General features: G+C 74.3%; 15 protein-coding genes. 7 read left to right on the top strand and 8 right to left on the bottom strand.

Annotation, left to right across the window (positions count from 1 at the left end; all coding sequences use genetic code 11):
• Positions 1 to 74 precede the first annotated feature (74 nt).
• The gene (locus tag FYW95_RS24710; protein ID WP_159942933.1) at positions 75 to 2,603 is read right to left on the bottom strand and encodes a sensor histidine kinase; all 2,529 of its coding nucleotides are present in this window, start codon (positions 2,601 to 2,603) and stop codon (positions 75 to 77) included.
• 249 nt (positions 2,604 to 2,852) lie between these two features.
• On the opposite strand from FYW95_RS24710, the gene FYW95_RS24715 reads away from it, so the two are divergent.
• Together FYW95_RS24715 and FYW95_RS24720 are read left to right on the top strand one after the other, a co-directional pair.
• On the top strand, positions 2,853 to 3,614 hold the full coding sequence (locus FYW95_RS24715; protein ID WP_159942932.1) for a response regulator: 762 nt from the start codon (positions 2,853 to 2,855) through the stop codon (positions 3,612 to 3,614).
• Positions 3,615 to 3,736: 122 nt separating this feature from the next.
• Positions 3,737 to 5,041 carry a TrkH family potassium uptake protein gene (locus FYW95_RS24720; RefSeq protein ID WP_159942950.1) on the top strand — a complete coding sequence of 435 codons (1,305 nt, stop codon included), beginning with the start codon at positions 3,737 to 3,739 and terminating at the stop codon, positions 5,039 to 5,041.
• 198 nt (positions 5,042 to 5,239) lie between these two features.
• On the opposite strand, the gene FYW95_RS24725 is transcribed toward FYW95_RS24720, so the two are convergent.
• Positions 5,240 to 6,130, bottom strand: a complete 891-nt coding sequence (locus FYW95_RS24725) for a helix-turn-helix domain-containing GNAT family N-acetyltransferase (protein ID WP_236572304.1) — start codon at positions 6,128 to 6,130, stop codon at positions 5,240 to 5,242.
• A gap of 104 nt (positions 6,131 to 6,234) precedes the next feature.
• Between FYW95_RS24725 and FYW95_RS24730 the strand changes: the two genes are divergently transcribed.
• The 3 genes from FYW95_RS24730 (at position 6,235) to FYW95_RS24740 (ending at position 10,031) form a co-directional block, all read left to right on the top strand.
• The gene (locus FYW95_RS24730; RefSeq protein ID WP_160050896.1) at positions 6,235 to 7,677 is read left to right on the top strand and encodes an FAD-dependent oxidoreductase; all 1,443 of its coding nucleotides are present in this window, start codon (positions 6,235 to 6,237) and stop codon (positions 7,675 to 7,677) included.
• A complete protein-coding gene (locus tag FYW95_RS24735) occupies positions 7,674 to 8,906 on the top strand; it encodes an MFS transporter (RefSeq protein WP_159942929.1) in 1,233 nt (410 codons plus the stop codon). The genes FYW95_RS24730 and FYW95_RS24735 overlap by 4 nt, the downstream gene beginning before the upstream one ends.
• A gap of 69 nt (positions 8,907 to 8,975) precedes the next feature.
• On the top strand, positions 8,976 to 10,031 hold the full coding sequence (locus FYW95_RS24740; RefSeq protein WP_160050897.1) for a flavin-containing monooxygenase: 1,056 nt from the start codon (positions 8,976 to 8,978) through the stop codon (positions 10,029 to 10,031).
• Here FYW95_RS24740 and FYW95_RS24745 read toward each other — a convergent pair.
• The 3 genes from FYW95_RS24745 to FYW95_RS24755 form a co-directional block, all read right to left on the bottom strand.
• Positions 10,003 to 11,076: an ArsO family NAD(P)H-dependent flavin-containing monooxygenase gene (locus FYW95_RS24745; RefSeq protein WP_160050898.1), complete on the bottom strand. Its 1,074-nt coding sequence runs from the start codon at positions 11,074 to 11,076 to the stop codon at positions 10,003 to 10,005. The two genes, FYW95_RS24740 and FYW95_RS24745, sit on opposite strands and share 29 nt — an antisense overlap.
• Before the next feature lie 65 nt (positions 11,077 to 11,141).
• Positions 11,142 to 12,239: an ACR3 family arsenite efflux transporter gene (gene arsB / locus FYW95_RS24750; RefSeq protein WP_159942926.1), complete on the bottom strand. Its 1,098-nt coding sequence runs from the start codon at positions 12,237 to 12,239 to the stop codon at positions 11,142 to 11,144.
• Positions 12,239 to 12,544, bottom strand: coding sequence for an ArsR/SmtB family transcription factor (locus FYW95_RS24755; protein WP_159942925.1), 306 nt, complete (start codon positions 12,542 to 12,544; stop codon positions 12,239 to 12,241). The genes arsB and FYW95_RS24755 overlap by 1 nt, the downstream gene beginning before the upstream one ends.
• A 73-nt stretch (positions 12,545 to 12,617) precedes the next feature.
• On the opposite strand from FYW95_RS24755, the gene FYW95_RS24760 reads away from it, so the two are divergent.
• Entirely contained in the window at positions 12,618 to 13,028 is a 411-nt protein-coding gene (locus tag FYW95_RS24760; RefSeq protein WP_159942924.1) for an arsenate reductase ArsC, read from the top strand.
• 74 nt (positions 13,029 to 13,102) lie between these two features.
• Here FYW95_RS24760 and FYW95_RS24765 read toward each other — a convergent pair whose 3' ends face one another.
• The 3 genes from FYW95_RS24765 to FYW95_RS27860 form a co-directional block, all read right to left on the bottom strand.
• Entirely contained in the window at positions 13,103 to 14,035 is a 933-nt protein-coding gene (locus tag FYW95_RS24765; RefSeq protein ID WP_159942923.1) for a universal stress protein, read from the bottom strand.
• Positions 14,036 to 14,167: 132 nt separating this feature from the next.
• Positions 14,168 to 16,075 carry a heavy metal translocating P-type ATPase gene (locus FYW95_RS24770; RefSeq protein WP_201295023.1) on the bottom strand — a complete coding sequence of 636 codons (1,908 nt, stop codon included), beginning with the start codon at positions 16,073 to 16,075 and terminating at the stop codon, positions 14,168 to 14,170.
• The gene (locus tag FYW95_RS27860; protein WP_201295024.1) at positions 16,072 to 16,461 is read right to left on the bottom strand and encodes an ArsR/SmtB family transcription factor; all 390 of its coding nucleotides are present in this window, start codon (positions 16,459 to 16,461) and stop codon (positions 16,072 to 16,074) included. Before FYW95_RS27860 ends, FYW95_RS24770 begins: the two co-directional genes overlap by 4 nt.
• A 186-nt stretch (positions 16,462 to 16,647) precedes the next feature.
• Here FYW95_RS27860 and FYW95_RS24775 point away from each other — a divergent pair, with 186 nt between their 5' ends.
• Positions 16,648 to 17,082: a hypothetical protein gene (locus FYW95_RS24775; protein WP_159942921.1), complete on the top strand. Its 435-nt coding sequence runs from the start codon at positions 16,648 to 16,650 to the stop codon at positions 17,080 to 17,082.
• The last annotated feature ends 63 nt before the right edge of the window (positions 17,083 to 17,145 follow it).

Raw genomic sequence — 17,145 nt, forward strand, 5'->3', positions numbered from 1 at the left:
GAAACATAAAAACACTTTGGACTTTTGTTTTCAAGGGAGGGGCGCCAGCGACCCGGGGAGCGGGGGGTGCGGGTTCAGACGGTGGCCACCGGCAGGGTCAGCCGCAGTGTCAGCCCGCCGCCGGGCGTGGTCTCCGGGCGCAGCGAGCCCCCCATGGCCTCCATGAGCCCGCGCGAGAGCGCCAGACCCAGGCCGAGACCGGTCTCGTTGTCGGTGTCACCGAGCCTCTGGAAGGGGACGAACATGCGCTCTCGCTCATGCTCGGGCACGCCGGGGCCGTGGTCGGCCACCAGCAGCTCCACCTCGTCCCCCGTCCAGGACGCGGCCACCGTCGGCGGCCGGTCCGGCGGGCTGAAGCGCAGGGCGTTGCCCAGCACGTTGGCCAGCACCCGGTCCAGCAGCCCCGGATCGGCCGCGACCAGCGGCAGCTCCTCGGGGACGCGCACCCGCACCGCGCGCCCCGCCGGACCGAGCTCGTCCAGGGCGGCGAACACCGACTCGCGCGGCGACAGGTCCCGGACGGTCACCCCCAGCACTCCCGCCTGGAGGCGGCTCATGTCCAGCAGGTCCGTCACCAGGCGCGAGAGCCGGTCCAGGGACTCGTCCGCGGTGGCCAGGAACTCGGCCTGGTCCTCCTCGCTGAAGCGCACCTCCCGGCTGCGCAGGCTGGTCACCGACGCCTTGGCCGAGGCCAGGGGGGCGCGCAGGTCGTGGCTGACCGCCGCCAGCAGCGCGGTGCGCATCCGGTCCGCCTCGGCCAGCGGAACGGCGGCCGCCGCCTCCTGGGCCAGCCGCTGCTGGCGCAGCGCGACGGCGGCCTGCGCGGCGAAGGCCCCGATGATGCGCCGCTCGGCCGCACGGGGCCGGTGCCCGTACAGCACCAGGGTCAGTTCCTCGTCCACCGGAACGTCGACGTCGGCCCCGCCCGGGGCCCCGCACGGGCGGTCCCCGACCGAGGCGACCGCCTCCCACGCCCGGGGATCCTGGCGGTGGTCCGGGCGGGCCGAGGCGCCGGGCCTGCGCTCCAGCAGCGCCACCGACTCCAGGGAGAAGGTCTCGCGCAGCCGCTCCAGCAGTGCCTCCAGGGGCCGCGAGCCGCGCAGCACGCTTCCGGCCACCGCGGCCAGCGTCTGGGCCTCGGCGCTGGCCCGGGCGGCCTCGCGGGTGCGCCGCGCCGCCTGGTCGACCACGACGCTGACCGCCACGGCCACCACCACGAACACCACCAGGGCGAGTGTGTCCCGGGAGTGGGTGACCGTCAGGGTCAGGTAGGGCTCGGTGAAGTACAGGTTGAGCAGCACGAAACCGCCCAGGGCCGCCACCAGCGCGGGCCACAGCCCGCCCACCAGCGCTGTCACCGTCACCGTCGCGAACACCAGCAGGATCCCGTTGCTGAGGTAGGCCTCGCCCCGGGGCATCCACGGGAGGGCCAGGAGCAGCAGGGCGATGAGCGCCAGGGCGTGCCCCGCGGCCTCCCGGCGCCCCGAGACCGCGCCGGTCCGGGGGCGGCGCGGCCGGGCGCAGGACTCCTCGTGGGTGACCAGGTGGACGTCGATGGGGCCCGACCGGGCCATGGTGGCCACCCCCACCCCCGGCCGCAGCAGGTTGGCGATCCGGCCGCGCCTGCTGGCGCCCACCACCAGCTGGGTGGCGTCCACGGCCCGGGCGAAGTCGATCAGGGCGCTGGGCACGTCCTCGCCCAGGACCTGGTGGTAGGTGCCGCCCAGGTCCTCCACCAGCATCCGCTGCCGGGCCAGCTGGGCGGGGTCGGCGCCCACCGGACCGTCGCCCAGGGACACGTGCACGGCCAGCAGGTCGGCGCCCCTGTCGCGCCCGGCGATGCGGGCGGCCCGGCGGATGAGCGCCTCCCCGCCGGGGCCGCCGGTCAGGGCCACGACCACGCGTTCACGGGCCTGCCAGGCCGGTGCCGCGGCGTGCGCGCCCCGGTGCCGTTCCAGTTCCTCGTCCACCCGCCCGGCCAGCCACAGCAGCGCCAGTTCGCGCAGGGCGGTCAGGGCGCCGATCCGGAAGTGGTGGCCCAGCGCGGCGTCGATCTGGTCCACGCCGTAGACGTTGCCGTGCGCCAGCCTGCGCCGCAGCGCCTCGGGGGTCATGTCCACCAGTTCGATCTGGTCGGCCTCGCGGACCCAGGCGTCGGGCACGGTCTCGTGCTGGCGGACGCCGGTGATCTTCTCCACGACGTCGTTGAGCGACTCCAGGTGCTGGACGTTGAGCGTGGACAGCACCGTTACGCCCGCGTCCAGCAGGACCTGGATGTCCTGCCAGCGCTTGGCGTTGCGCGCCCCGGGGGCGTTGGTGTGCGCGAGTTCGTCCACGAGGACCACCTGGGGGCGGCGCGCGAGCACGGCGTCCAGGTCCATCTCCTCGAACCGCTCGCCGTGGGAGGTGAACACCGCGCGCGGCACGGTCTCCAGGTCGTCGATCATCGCCTCCGTGAGCGTGCGGCCGTGGCTCTCCACGAAGCCGATCACCACGTCGGCACCGCGGTCGCGGCGCCGGTGCGCCTCGTCCAGCATCCGGTAGGTCTTGCCCACCCCCGGAGCCGCGCCCAGGTAGACGCGCAGGTGGCCGCGTGCGGTCATGGACCCCTCCCTCTCTCCGCTTCCATTCTCACCCGGACGGTTCAGGGCGTTTCACCTGCTAACAGGACGCTAATTACCACACTGCCGGTGCTAAGGGGGCGTTAGCGTGCTGGCCCGCCCCGGCCCTTCTCCTCCAGAGTCGGTCCGGTGCCAGCGCCGCCGGGGGGCGGTCCCCGCACGCCCCTACCATCGTTTCCGCGGGACCCACCCTGAGTTGGGGGGACCCGGACAGGCGAAGAACGGATCACCATGGACACCGACACCAGCACGGACACCGGCGGGGGCAGATCCCCCGCAGTCCTGGTCGTCGACGACGACCCCCGCATCCGCAGGACGCTGGAGGTGAACCTGCGCGTGCGCGGCTACACCTCCTACCTGGCCGACACCGGCGAGCACGCACTGCGGCTGGTGGCCCGGCACCACCCCGACCTGCTCCTGCTCGACCTGGGGCTGCCCGGGATGGACGGCCTGGAGGTCCTGCGGGGGCTACGCGGATGGACCGACGTGCCGGTGGTCGTGCTCTCGGGGCGCGACACCGAGGCGATGAAGGTGGAGGCGCTGGACCTGGGCGCCGACGACTACGTGATCAAGCCCTTCGGCATGGACGAGCTGTTCGCCCGGGTGCGCGCGGCCATGCGCCGCTCGGTGGTGCCCGAGTACGAGCCGCCCGTGGCCACCGGTCACTTCACGATCGACCTGGCCGCCAAACAGGTCCTCAAGGACGGCGCCCCGGTGCGCCTGACCCCGCGCCAGTGGCACATCGTGGAGGTGCTGGCCCGCAACCCCGACCGCCTGGTCACCCACAAGCACCTGCTCAACGAGGTGTGGGGGCCCGCGTACGGGCGCGAGACCAACTACCTGCGGGTGTTCATGACCAAGATCCGCCAGCGGCTGGAACCGGACCCGCCGCGCCCGCGCTACTTCCTCACCGAGCCGGGCCTGGGCTACCGGTTCCGGCCGGACGGGGGCGCGGGGTCCCCGGAGCGCCGCGACGGGACCGGTGGCGCGTGAGCCACGGCACCAGGGAACCCTCGGCGGCCTCGCGCGCCTCGCGCGTGCTGGTGCGGGTCAACGGCGCGCTCGACCACAGGCTGCGCGACCTGGCCCGGTGGGTCAAGCCGCCCCAGCTGACGGTGCTGGCCTTCGCCGCCCTGGTCCTGGTCGGCACGGCCGCGCTGTCGCTGCCCGCCGCCACGGAGAGCGGGGAGCGGGCCTCCCTCCCCGACGCCCTGTTCACCGCCACGTCGGCGGCCAGCGTGACGGGTCTGGTGGTGGAGGACACCGCGGGCTACTGGTCGGCCTTCGGCGAGCTGGTGATCCTGGCCCTGATCCAGGTCGGCGGGTTCGGCATCATGGCCCTGGCCACCGTGCTGACCCTGGTGGTGGGCCGCCAGCTGGGGCTGCGCATGGCGCTGCGCACCGGCTCGGAGGCCAAGGTGGTCACGCTGGGCGAGGTGCGCCAGCTGGTCAAGGGCATCCTGGCGGTGACGCTGGTCTTCGAGGCGGTCCTGGCCGTGGTGCTGACGCTGCGCTGGTGGCTGGCGTACGACCTGGCGCTGGGCCGGGCCTGCTACACGGGGGTCTTCCACGCCGTCTCGGCCTTCAACAACGCCGGTTTCTCGCTCTACGCCGACAGCATGACGGGGTTCGCCAGGGACCCGTGGATCACGGTTCCCATCGCCGTGGCGGTGGTCGCGGGAGGGCTGGGTTTTCCCATCTGGGTGGAGTTGTGGCGCTTCACCCGGCGGCGCCGGGAGGCGCGCCACTGGTCCCTGCACGCCAAGATCACCCTGGTGATGACGGGTGTCCTGCTGGTGATCGGCTTCGCGGCCTTCCTCCTGCTGGAGTGGGCCAACCCGGCGACGATGGGTCCCCTGACGCCGCGCGACAAGGTCCTCACCGCCTTCTTCCAGGCGGTGATGCCGCGCACGGCGGGCTTCAACAGCCTCGACTTCGGCGCGATGCACACCCAGACCCTGCTGGTCACCGACATGCTCATGTTCGTCGGCGGGGGCAGCGCGGGCACCGCCGGGGGCATCAAGGTGACGACCTTCGCCGTGCTGGCCTTCGTGGTCTACGCCAACGTGAGAGGGGAGCCGACGGTGCACGTGGGGGGCCGCCGCCTGGCCGACGGCACCGCCTCCCAGGCGACCACGGTGGTGCTTCTGGCCCTGGGGCTGGTGCTGGCGGCGACGCTGACCCTGATGACCGTCACACCCTTCACCCTGGACCAGATCCTGTTCGAGACGGTCTCGGCCTTCGGCACGGTCGGCCTGTCCACCGGCATCACCGGGGACCTGCCGCCGCTCGGTGAGATGGTCGTCGTCTTCCTCATGTTCGTGGGGCGGATCGGGCCGATCACCCTGGCCTCGGCCCTGGCGCTGCGCCGCCGGGCGCGCCTGTACGAGCTGCCCCAGGAGCGGCCGATCGTCGGCTGAGGGCGGCGGCGCGGCGTGTGACCGGCGCCGACCCGCCCCCCGTGTCGTCCGGGCGGCCCGGAGGCGGGGAAGCGCACCCGGTTCGGCCCGTGGTTGACGTCCATCCGCACGCCGTTGGTCTCCAGCAGTTCGCCGGGCAGCGGGATGGGCGGTGCCGGGGCCGGATAGCCGTGTGCGCGGGGACCCCGCGTGAGCCGTTCAGGAGCGCGGTGCCTCAGCGGGACCGCAGTCCGCGCCGCAGGTCGCGGTCCGGTGCTCCGGGCGGCGCCGCTCCAGCAGGACGCTGTCCCGCCAGCGGCCGTCCAGGCACGCGATGCTCTCGCGCACGCCCACGGTGCGGTACCCCGCCGAGCGGTGCAGGGCCAGGGCGGCCTTGTTCTCGGGGAGGACCGAGGCCTGCAGGGTCCACAGCCCGGCGGCGTCGGCCTCGGTGACCTGCCGGTGGAGCAGTGCCTTGCCCGTGCCCCGGCCCCGGGCGTCCTCGGCCACGTAGACCGAGGTCTCGGCGGCGCCGGAGTAGGCGGCCAGGGAGGAGACCGGGGCGGCGGCGGCCCAACCCACCAGGCGCCCGCTGCGCTCGGCGACCCAGCGGTGACCGGGCAGCCACCGCTCGAACAGGGCGTCCTCCTCGGGCGCCTCGGTCTCGAAGGCGGCGTCGCCGGTGGCGATTCCCTGGGCGTAGATCTCGCGGACCGTCGGCAGATCCGCCTCGGTCATGGCGCGTACGTCCACGTCGGCGGGCAGGTCGGCGGGGCAGCACGGGCGCGAGCCGAGCAGTCCCATGACGGCGTCGGCGGCGTGCGGCAGGCCGGTGCAGCAGGCCGGATTGACCGCGACCCGGGTGGAGGTGCCCACGCGGGTCAGGGTCACGAAGCCCACCTCGGTCAGTTTGCGCAGGTGGTGGGAGGCGGTCGGCTGGCTGATGCCCACCGCCGCGGCGAGTTCGCCCACGCTGATCGTGCCCGGGTACGCGGCGACGGTGTGCAGCAGGCGTACGCGCATCGGCTCGGCCAGGCAGGCGAACCAGGCGGCGTAGGTCTGGGCGTCACTGGCGGGGAGGGTCTCGGGTGCGGGGCTCGTTACGGTCACCCCCCCAGTATCGGTGACGACATCGACCAAAGTCGATGTTGCATCCATTGATGGAAGTCTATATCTTCTTCTTGCATAGATGTCAGTCGATGAAAGGATGCGTCATGGTCGAGGAGTACCCGGTCGTGGTGATCGGAGCCGGTCCGGTGGGCCTGGCCGCGGCGGCGGAGCTGGTCGAGCGGGGGCTGCCGGTCCTGGTGCTGGAGAAGGGCGGAAGCGCCGGAGCGGCGGTGCGCGAGTGGGGGCACGTGCGCCTGTTCTCGATGTGGCGCGACCTGGTCGACCCCGCCGCGGAGAAGCTGCTCACCGGCACCGGATGGCAGCGCCCGGACGACGAGGTCTACCCCACCGGCGGGGAGTGGGCCGAGCTCTACCTGTCCCCGCTCGCCGGGGCACTGGGAGAGCGGGTGCGCTTCGGCGCCGAGGTCACCGGTGTCAGCCGCCGGGGCCGGGACCGGGTCGTGGACGCCGAACGGGCCGAACAGCCCTTCACCGTGCGGCTGCGCACCGACGCGGGTGAGGAGCGCCTGCTGGCCCGTGCGGTGATCGACGCCTCCGGGACCTGGGGCTCCCCCAACCCGGTGGGCGGCGACGGCCTGCCCGCGCTGGGGGAGGAGGCCGCCGCCGACCGGATCTCCCACCGGATCCCCGATCTGGCCGACCCGGCCGTGAGGGCCCGTTACGCGGGCCGCACCACGGCCGTGGTGGGCCGGGGCCACTCCGCGCTGACCGCCCTGGTCTCCCTGGCCGCGCTGGCCGGGGAGGAGCCGGACACCCGCGCTCTGTGGGTGCTGCGCCGGGGGGAGGTCGGCGACGCCTTCGGAGGAGGGGACGCAGACCAGCTGCCCGCCCGGGGAGCCCTGGGCCAGCGGGCGAAGGCGGCCGTGGCGGCCGGGCACATCCGGGTGGTCGCGGGCTTCCGGACCGCCGAGGTGCGCACCGAGGACGGCGGCCTGGTCCTGGCGGACGAGAACGGTCGGGAACTGGAGCCGGTGGACGAGGTCGTCGCCCTGACCGGGTTCCGCCCCGACCTGGCTCCGCTGTCGGAGATCCGCCTGGGACTGGACGCCACGCTTCAGGCGCCGGTGGAGCTGGCTCCGCTCATCGACCCCAACGTGCACTCCTGCGGCACCGTCTACCCGCACGGGGCCCGGGAGCTGGCCCATCCGGAGGAGGGGTTCTTCCTGGCCGGGATGAAGTCCTACGGGCGCGCGCCCACCTTCCTGGCGCTGACCGGGTTCGAGCAGGTGCGCAGCATCGCCGCCCACCTCGCGGGCGACCACGAGGGCGCGGCCCGGGTGGAGCTGACCCTGCCCGAGACCGGGGTGTGCAGCGGAGGCGGCCTGACCGAGGAGGTCGAGGTCCAGGACGAGGGCGGCTGCTGCGGTGCTCCGGAGCCCTCGGGCGCCGCTGACACCACGGAGCCGGGCGGGCGGGAGCGCGAGGCCGCGGTGACCGTGGCGCGGAGCGGGCCGGACGCCGGAAGCTGCTGCTCGGCCCCCGTCCCGCAGGCGGTCGAGGCGCCCGCTCCGGTCACGACGGCGTGAGCTCCCCGACCACGGGTGGGCCCGCGCGGGTGCTGGGCGCCGCGCGGGCCCACCGCGGGCTCCTGGCCCTGTCCGTCACCGTGACCACGAGCTACGGGGTGCTGTTCTACGCCTTCCCGGTGCTGGCCCCCGCCATCACCGCCGACACCGGGTGGTCGCTGGCGGCCCTCACCGCCTGCTTCTCGGCCGCACAGGTCGTGGCGGGGCTCACGGGGATCGCGGTGGGGCGGTGGCTGCACCGCCGCGGGCCCCGACCGGCCATGACGGCCGCGGCCGTTCTCGCGGTCCCGGCCCTGGCCGCGGTCGCGTCGGCGCGCGACCTCTGGCTGTTCGGCGCGGCCTGGCTGGTGGCCGGGACGGCGATGGCCGGGTTGTTCTACCCGCCCGCCTTCGCCGCGCTGACCCGCTGGTACGACGCCGGGCGGGTGCGCGCGCTGACCGTGCTGACCCTGGTCGCCGGGCTGGCCAGCACCGTCTTCGCCCCGCTCACCGCGGTCCTGGAGGCCTCGCTGGGTTGGCGCGGCGCCTACCTGGCCCTGGGCGGGGTGCTCGTCGCGGTGGTGGTTCCCCTGCACGCCTTCGCCCTGCCCCGGGCCTGGGACGGAACGGCCACGGCGAGGGGGCCCGGCGGTACCGGGCACGTGCGCGCCGTGGTCGGGTCGGCGGCGTTCTGGGCGCTGGCCGCGGCGCTGACCGCGGGCTCCCTCACGGTGTACGCCGTCGTGATCAACCTGGTCCCGCTCCTGCAGGAGCGGGGGTTCGACACCACGACGGCGGCCTGGGCCCTGGGCGCGGGCGGTGTGGGCCAGGTCCTGGGCCGCCTGGTCTACGGGCCCCTGGAACGTCGGACGGCCCCGGTGCCGCGCGCCCTGGCGGTCCTGGGCGCCTGCTCGGTGACCACGCTGCTCCTGGCCCTGGTCCCCGGACCGCTCGGGTTGGTCATGGCCGTCGCGGTGCTGGCGGGAACGGCGCGCGGAGTGCTCACCCTCCTCCAGGCCACGGCCGTCGTGGACTGGTGGGGCACACGGGACCACGCCACCCTCAACGGCCTCCTGCACGTGCCCGTCATGGTGGCCGTCGCCCTGGCCCCCTGGGCGGGGGCCGCGCTGGCCGGACCGGTGGGCGGCTACCCGGCCGCGTTCACTCTGCTGGGCGTCCTGGCGGGGGTCGGCGCCCTGGCGGTCCTGGCCAGCCGTCCGAGCCCGGTCCCCGCCCCAGCCCCTTCCTGAAGAACCCTTCCCCGAGAACCGGTCCCCCGCCCGCGCCGGCGGCGGGACCCCATCCCCTGAGGAGAGAACGTGGAACACGTGTCCCTGGCCGTCATCGGAGCCGGACAGGCCGGGCTGGCCACCGCACGGGCCGCCCGTCGGCGCGGCCTCACCCCCCTGGTGCTGGAGGCCGCCGACAGCGCGGGCGGCTCCTGGCCGCACTACTACGACAGCCTGACCCTGTTCTCCCCGGCCCGTTTCTCCGCCCTGCCCGGGCACCCCCTGCCCGGGGACCCCGACCGCTACCCGCGGCGCGATGAGATCGTGGCCTACCTGCGCGACTACACCGAACACCTGGACGCCGACCTGCGCTACGGCCAGCGCGTGGAGCGGGTCGAACCCCGGGGGGACGCCCTCGTGCTGACCACCGCCGACGGCTCCCGGTTCCGGGCTTCGGCGGTGGTCGCGGCCACCGGCGGCTTCTCCCGGCCGCACCGTCCGGCCCTGCCGGGCCTGGACGCCTTTCCCGGGACCGTGCTGCACTCGGCCGGCTACCGGCGCCCCGACGCCTTCGCCGGACAGCGCGTGGTGGTGGTCGGCGGCGGCAACTCCGGCGTGCAGATCGCAGCCGACCTGGCCTCCGTGGCCCGGGTCAGCCTGGCCACCCGAGGGCCCGTGGCCTGGGTGAACCAGCGCCCCCTCGGCCGGGACCTGCACTGGTGGTTCACCCGCAGCGGCCTGGACACGGCACCGCTGCGCCGGGTGTGGGAACGGGGGGCCACCCTGGTCATCGACGACGGCCGGTACCGGGCGGCCTTCGCCACGGGCAACCCCGACCGGCGGGAGATGTTCTCCGAACTGCGGGGGGAGAAGGTCACCTGGGCCGACGGCACGGTGGAGCGGGTGGACACCCTCCTGCTGGCCACCGGCTACCGGCCCGCCCTGGACTACCTGGCCCCCACCGGGGCGCTGGACGCCCGGGGCCGACCGCTGCACCGCGGCGGGATCTCCACCACCGTCCCCGGCCTGGGGTACGTGGGGTTGGAGTTCCAGCGCAGCTTCTCCTCGGCCACCCTGCGCGGGGTCGGCCGTGACGCGCGCCGGGTCCTTCGCGGCCTCAGCCCCCGGCTGCGAGGGAGTCGCTGATCCGGGCGACGGTGGTCTTGGCGGTGCGTCCGGCGCCGATGAGGGTGGCCGAGGCGGGTCCGGTCCAGTCGCCGTAGCCGAGCAGGAACAGGCGCGGTTCGGCCGCGGCCCGGGTGCCCTCCACCGGGATCCGGCCCCGGCCGTCCGTCAGGCCCAGCGGGGCCAGGTGGTCCAGTGCCGGGGCGAAGCCCGTGCACCACACGATCGCGTCGCAGTCCAGGGAGCTGCCGTCCGACCAGACCACCCCGGTGGGGGTGAGGCGGTCGAACATCGGCTCGGCCTTGAGCGCGCCGCGCTCGCGAGCCTCGCGCACGGGCGGCACCACCACGATGTCGCCCAGGTCGCCGACCCCCGGAGGCAGCGGACCGCCGTCGCGTGCGGCGTTCTGGTGCCGGGTGGCGATGGCGAACAGGGCGCGCCCGTCCACCTCGTCGGGCAGGAACCGGGGCGGGCGCAGGGTGGCCCAGGTGGTCTGGGCGACCCGGGAGAGCTCGGCGAGGATCTGCGCCGCGGAGTTGCCGCCGCCCACGACCACGACCCGCTGCCCGGCGAACTCCTCGGGGGCACGGTAGTCGACGGTGTGCAGCTGGCGTCCCCGGTACAGGTCGCGGCCCGGGAGGTCGGGCACGCGCGGTGCCCGCCAGGTGCCGGTGGCGCTGATGACGTACCGGGCCCGCCAGGAGCCCTCCCGCGCGTTCACCCGCAGGGCGCCGCGGACCCGTTCCACGCCCTCCACGTGGACCGGGCGGTGCACGGGCAGGCCGTAGCGGCGCTCGTACTCGCCCAGGTACCAGGTGACGTGCCGCGCGCTCGGGTAGGCCTGGCCCTCCTCCTCGGGCATCCACCAGCCCGGCAGCATGCTGTGCCCGGCGGGGGAGAAGAGCCGCAGCGAGTCCCAGTACTCGTTCCACGCCCCGCCCGGCTCGGTGCGGTCGTCCAGGATCACGAACTCCGCCCCGGTCCGCCGCAGGAAGTAGCCCGCGGCCAGACCTGCCTGTCCGCCGCCGACGACCGCGACGTCGACGGTGTGCTCCCGGTGCTGCATCCGTGTTCCTTTCGCGTGCGGGGGTGGCGGCCGGGGGCGGTGGACCGCCCCCGGCTCCGGGGTTCCTAGGGGGTGGGGGCGGTGCTGGGGGTGCGGGCCGTGAAGCGCTTGCGCCAGGCCAGCGACACGTACACCAGGCCCACCAGCACGGGCACCTCGATCAGCGGTCCCACGACCCCGGCCAGCGCCTGCCCCGAGGCGACGCCGAACGTGGCGATGGCCACCGCGATGGCCAGTTCGAAGTTGTTGCCCGCCGCGGTGAAGGCCAGCGTCGTGGTGCGGTCGTAGCCCAGCCCGATCGCCTTGCCCAGCACGAAGGTGCCGAACCACATGATCACGAAGTAGGCCAGCAGGGGCAGGGCGATGCGCACCACGTCCAGCGGCTGGCTGGTGATGGTGCCGCCCTGGAGGGCGAACAGCAGCACGATGGTGAACAGCAGCCCGTACAGCGCCCACGGGCCGATCCGCGGCAGGAAGACGGACTCGTAGCGCTCCCGGCCCATGCGCCGCTCGCCGAGCGTGCGGGTGAGGAAGCCCGCGGCCAGCGGGACGCCCAGGAAGATGACCACGTTCAGCGCGATCAGCCACGGCGACACGTCCAGGCCGCCGGTGTCCAGGCCCAGCCACCCGGGCAGCAGGTCCAGGTAGAACCAGCCCAGCACGCCGAAGGCCAGCACCTGGAACACCGAGTTCAGCGCCACGAGCACCGCGGCGGCCTCGCGGTCGCCGCAGGCCAGGTCGTTCCAGATGATCACCATGGCGATGCACCGGGCCAGGCCCACGATGATCAGACCGGTGCGGTACTCGGGCAGGTCGGCCAGGAAGATCCAGGCCAGGGCGAACATCACCGCCGGGCCCACGACCCAGTTGACCACCAGGGAGGAGACGAGCAGCCGCCGGTCGCGGGTGACGGTGTCCAGGCGGTCGTAGCGGACCTTGGCCAGCACCGGGTACATCATCACCAGCAGGCCCAGGGCGATGGGCAGCGAGATCCCGCCGACCTCCACCGCGGCCAGGGCCCCGTCCAGGCCCGGGACCAGGCGGCCCAGGCCCAGCCCCACGGCCATGGCGAGCAGGATCCACACCGCCAGGAACCGGTCCAGGGTGGACAGCTTGGCCACGACCGAGGGGGTGGCGGGGGAGGTGTCGTTGGTGGCCGTCATCAGCAGGGCCTCCTGGTGGTGCCGCTCTCGCGGGCGGTGCGGGCGAGTTCGGACAGCGCCCCGGACAGGGACTCCAGCGCCTCGGGGCGCAGGCGGTAGTAGGTGAAGCGGCCGCACGGCTCGGTCTCGACCACGCCCGTCTCGCGCAGGACGCGCAGGTGGTTGGACAGGTTGGTCTGGCGCGCGCCGGTCTCCCGGATCAGGTGGGTCGTGCACAGGGTCTCGCGGGCCAGCAGGGTCACGATCCGCAGCCGGAGCGGGTCGGACACCGCCTTGATCACATCAGGATCAACTGACATCAGCATGGGCTGATACTATCGCATCATTCGTGCCCGACTTCCGATCCCCGATCCGCACCCCGCCAGAAGAGTAGGAACCATGACCACGTCCGCCACGCCGTCCGTGCTGTTCGTCTGCGTCCACAACGCCGGAAGGTCGCAGATGGCCGCCGCCTGGCTGTCCCACCTGGCCGGGGACCGCGTCGAGGTGCGCTCGGCCGGGTCCGCGCCCGCCGACGCCCTCAACCCCGCCGTGGTCGAGGCCATGGCCGAGGTCGGTATCGACATCACCGACCAGAGCCCCAAGATCCTCACCACCGAGGCCGTGGAGGCCTCCGACGTGTGCGTGACCATGGGCTGCGGCGACACCTGCCCGATCTTCCCCGGCAAGCGCTACCTCGACTGGGCGCTGCCCGACCCCGCCGGACAGGGCGTGGCGGCGGTGCGCCCCATCCGCGACGAGATCAGGAAGCGCGTCGAGGAGCTTCTCGCGGAGGTCGCCCCCGCGTAGGGGAGGCTCCTCCCCTACGCGCCGGGGCCGCGCGGTGGTCCCGCCCGGCCCCGGTCCGCGACCGCGCCGCCGTCCTACTCCCCGTCCTCGGAGTGCCGGGGCAGCACCGCGACGGGGACCGTGGCGTTGTGCAGCACACCCTGGGTGGCCGAGCCCAGCAGCAGGCCGCGCACGCTGCCCCGCCCGCGCGAGCCCACCACGATCAGATCGGCTCCGGCGCCCGCCCCGACCAGGGCGTCCACCGGGTTGTCACCGGTGCGCAGGACGCTGACGTCCACGCCCTCGGTGCTCTCGTCGATGACGTCGGCCAGCACGCCCGCCACCAGTTCCTCGGAGTAGCGGTCCAGCAGCTCGTCCGAGGGCGGAGCCCAGCCGCCGGCGACCATCGTCGCGGTGTCGAAGGGCAGGGGCACCCGCCAGCTGTGCACCACCACGACCGAGGAACCCGCGTGCTCGGCGGCGCGGTGCAGGGCGAATCGCAGGGCGCGCCGGGAGTCGTCCGATCCGTCCACGCCGACCACGATGCGCTCCGGCCCCCTGGGCGGGGCCTCGTTCTGGGGGCGGCGGGGGACCACCACCACGGGGCACACCGCCTTGGCCGCCAGGCGCACCCCCGCCGAGCCCGCCAGCGCCGAGCGCACCGGCCCCAGCCCGCGCGAGCCCACGACCACCGTGTCCCCGTGGCCGAGCCGGCGCAGCAGCGCCAGCGGTGGCTCCTCCAGCGCCAGCTCCGTCTCCACCTTCAGGTTCGGCCACAGCGAGCGCACGTGGCCGACGGCCTCCTCCAGGACACCTCGGCCGTGCTGGGACACCTCCTCCGGCGGAGGGAAGCGGGTGGGACCGGTGTAGACCGACACCACCAGCGGCATGGACAGGGTGTGCACGATGTACAGGGGCAGGTGCGTGCGCTCGGCCTCGGCGGCCGCCCACTCCAGGGCGGCGCGCGCCGACTCGGAGCCGTCCACGCCCACCGCCACCTTGGGTGTGGGTACCTGTTCGTCGGTCATGTCTTCCTCGCCTTCGGGCAGCGTCCGCTTCCTCGTCTCCAGGATGACCCGCTCCCGGGTTCCCCAGTGGCTCCACAGGTCCCGGTTCGTCCGCGTCGAAGGTCCCCCGTTCCGGGCCGGCGACCGCGGGCGTCAGCGCGTCCAGGCCCGCGCGCGCAGCAGCCGCAGCCCGTTGAGGGCCACGATCACCGTGGAGCCCTCGTGCCCCGCCACCGCCAGGGCCAGCGGCAGGGTGCCCACCAGGTCCCAGATGACCAGTACCAGGATGAACGCCGCCGCCACGCACAGGTTGGCGACCACGAACCTGCGGGCGCGCCGCGACAGGGCGATCAGCCGGGGCAGGGCCGCCAGGTCGTCGCGGACGATGACGGCGTCGGCGGTGTCCAGGGCCAGGTCCGAGCCGCGCCTCCCCATGGCCACGCCTGTGGTGGCCGCGGCCATGGCCGGAGCGTCGTTGACCCCGTCGCCGACCAGCAGCACCCGGGTTCCGGACCGCTCCAGGTCGCGTACCAGCGCGGACTTGTCCTGGGGTAGCAGGTCGGCGCGGACCTCCCCGATCCCGGTGGCCCGGGCCACGTGCGCGGCGGTGGCCGCGTTGTCGCCGGTGAGCAGGCGCACCGGCGAGGTGGTGAGCGCACCGACCTCGGCCACGGCGGCGGGCGCCTCCGGGCGCAGGGCGTCGGACAGGGTGAGGGTGCCCGCCGGGGCTCCGTCGACCGTCACCGACACCCGGGTGCCCGCCGGGCCCCCGGGGCCGGCGGGTGCCCGTTCCACCCGCACCCCGCGGCCGTCGACACGGGCGCGCACCCCCAGTCCGGGCAGCGCGGCGAAGTCCTCGGCGCGGCTCCCCGAGGAGTCCGCCCCCCGTGCGGCGGCCGCGGCGCACACGGCGCGCGCCAGCGGGTGCTCGCTGTAGCGCTCCACGGCCGCGGCCAGGGCCAGGACCTCGTCGGCCTCCCGGCCCGGCGCGGGGTCGATCCCGGTGACCTCGGGCTCTCCCCGGGTGAGGGTGCCGGTCTTGTCGAAGGCCACCGCCCCGGTCCGGCCGATCTGCTCCATGACGGTCGCCGACTTGACCAGGACGCCGTGGCGCCCGGCGTTGGCGATCGCGGCCAGCAGGGGCGGCATGGTGGAGAGCACCACCGCGCAGGGCGAGGCCACGATCATGAACACGATGGCGCGCAGCAGCGCCTCCTCGAACCCCTGGCCCAGCAGCAGGGGGACGCCCAGTACGAGCAGGGTGGCCGCCACCACGGCGGCCGAGTAGCGCTGCTCGACCTTCTCGACGAACAGCTGCGTGCGCGCCTTGGTGGCCGAGGCCTCCTCCACCAGGGCCACGATGCGGGCGATCACCGAGTCCCGCGCGGGACGGTCGACCCGCACCCGCAGGACCCCGGTGCCGTTGATGGTGCCCGAGAGCACCTCCTGGCCCGCGGTCCGCGGTACGGGCACCGACTCGCCCGTGATGGCCTGCTGGTCCACCTCGCTGGCGCCCTCGACCACGGTGCCGTCGGCGCCCACGCGCTCGCCCGGGCGGACCAGGATCGTGTCGCCCACCCGCAGGTCGGCGGTGTCGACGGTCTCCTCGCGGTCGTCGCCGCTCAGGCGCACGGCCCGTTCCGGGGCCAGGGTGAGCAGGGAGCTGACGGAGTCGGCGGTGCGCTGGGTGACCACGGCCTCCAGCGCGCCGGAGGTGGCGAAGATGACGATGAGCAGGGCGCCGTCGAAGACCTGGCCGATCCCGGCGGCGGCCAGGGCGGCCACGATCATCAGCAGGTCCACGTCCAGGGTGCGCTCGCGGGCGGCGCGCAGACCGGACAGGGCGGGGTCCCAGCCCCCGGCGGCGTAGCAGGCCAGGTACAGGCCCCACCACAGCCAGGCGGGCGCGCCCAGCAGCTGGGCGGCCCACCCGGCCAGGAACAAAGCCAGCGCGGCGGCGGCCCAGCGCACCTCGCCCAGCGCCAGGCCGGTGGCCAGCAGGGACGGGGGCCTGGGACGGGGGTCCTCGGAGAGGACCGGGGTGGTCGCGGTGGCGGTCACGCTTCGGTGCTCCGTTCCCGGACGGTCGCGGGCGCGACGTTGGCGCGGTGGTGGGCGGGTTCGACCTCCAGGGCGTGTTCGGCCTGGTAGACGGCGTCGGCCACCAGTTGGCGGGCGTGCTCGTTGGCCAGGCTGTAGTACATCCGGTTGCCCTCGCGGCGGCAGGCCACCACCCGCCCCATCCGCAGCTTGGCCAGGTGCTGGGAGACGGAGGGGCCGGGCCTGCCCAGGCGGTCGGCCAGCTCGTTGACGGACAGTTCGCCCCCGCGCAGGGCGAGGATGATCCGGACCCGGGTGGCGTCGGCCAGCAGGGTGAGGATCTCCACGGCGTATTCGACGTAGGGGCTGTTCTCGTCGAGACCGCATCTCTTGCTATCTGCGTTCATACGCAGATAGTAGATCCTGAGAGGGGGCGGGTGAACCGGGGCCCGGGGTTCCCTTCGCCGTCGGCCCCGGATTCCGGAGGCCCGAAGCGGGAAGTGACTGTACGCGATCGGGCGAATACGCGATTCGCGGGCGGGGTAGAGGGTCTGGGGCAACGCCCGCCACACGGGCAACGGAGGGGGACACAGATGCCGATCAACCAGGCGGGATCCTGGGGGCGTGCGGTCTCGGCCGCGCTGCTCGCCTTCTCGGTGCTGTCGCTCAGCGCCTGCGAGGACGAGGGCACCGACGCCGAGGACGTGCAGGAGGAGGAGGGCGTCGGCGTGGGCCACAGGGTGACGGTCTCCTCGCAGGTCACCGAGGTGCTGTCGGACCAGGCGTTCGCGATGGAGGGAGACGACGACCCGGCCCAGGACGAACCGCTCCTCGTGGTCACCGCCGACCCGACGGACGTCAGCGAGGGCGACACCGTCACCGTGACCGGCACGATCCAGGAGTTCGACTACCGCTCCTACCTCGAGGACTACGCGCTGGAGGACGAGGGGCTCTACCAGGACTTCGAGGGGGACCAGTTCATCGTGGCCGACGAGGTGCTGCGGGACGCCTCACCCGGAACCGGGTAGCGGGTCGGCCGACGGGGTGGGGGTCTTCGCGGCCTACCCGGCGGAGGGGCAGTCCCCGTCAGG

The organism is Nocardiopsis sp. FR4, from assembly GCF_009830945.1.
GTDB lineage: Bacteria > Actinomycetota > Actinomycetes > Streptosporangiales > Streptosporangiaceae > Nocardiopsis.

Excerpts from the sequence above, each read along its gene's own strand:
- FYW95_RS24710 (WP_159942933.1), bottom strand. The coding sequence starts at position 2,603 with ATGACCGCACGCGGCCACCTGCGCGTCTACCTGGGCGCGGCTCCGGGG.
- FYW95_RS24715 (WP_159942932.1), top strand. The coding sequence starts at position 2,853 with ATGGACACCGACACCAGCACGGACACCGGCGGGGGCAGATCCCCCGCA.
- FYW95_RS24730 (WP_160050896.1), top strand. The coding sequence starts at position 6,235 with ATGGTCGAGGAGTACCCGGTCGTGGTGATCGGAGCCGGTCCGGTGGGC.
- FYW95_RS24745 (WP_160050898.1), bottom strand. The coding sequence starts at position 11,076 with ATGCAGCACCGGGAGCACACCGTCGACGTCGCGGTCGTCGGCGGCGGA.
- arsB (WP_159942926.1), bottom strand. The coding sequence starts at position 12,239 with ATGACGGCCACCAACGACACCTCCCCCGCCACCCCCTCGGTCGTGGCC.
- FYW95_RS24755 (WP_159942925.1), bottom strand. The coding sequence starts at position 12,544 with ATGCTGATGTCAGTTGATCCTGATGTGATCAAGGCGGTGTCCGACCCG.
- FYW95_RS24760 (WP_159942924.1), top strand. The coding sequence starts at position 12,618 with ATGACCACGTCCGCCACGCCGTCCGTGCTGTTCGTCTGCGTCCACAAC.
- FYW95_RS24765 (WP_159942923.1), bottom strand. The coding sequence starts at position 14,035 with ATGACCGACGAACAGGTACCCACACCCAAGGTGGCGGTGGGCGTGGAC.
- FYW95_RS27860 (WP_201295024.1), bottom strand. The coding sequence starts at position 16,461 with ATGAACGCAGATAGCAAGAGATGCGGTCTCGACGAGAACAGCCCCTAC.
- FYW95_RS24775 (WP_159942921.1), top strand. The coding sequence starts at position 16,648 with ATGCCGATCAACCAGGCGGGATCCTGGGGGCGTGCGGTCTCGGCCGCG.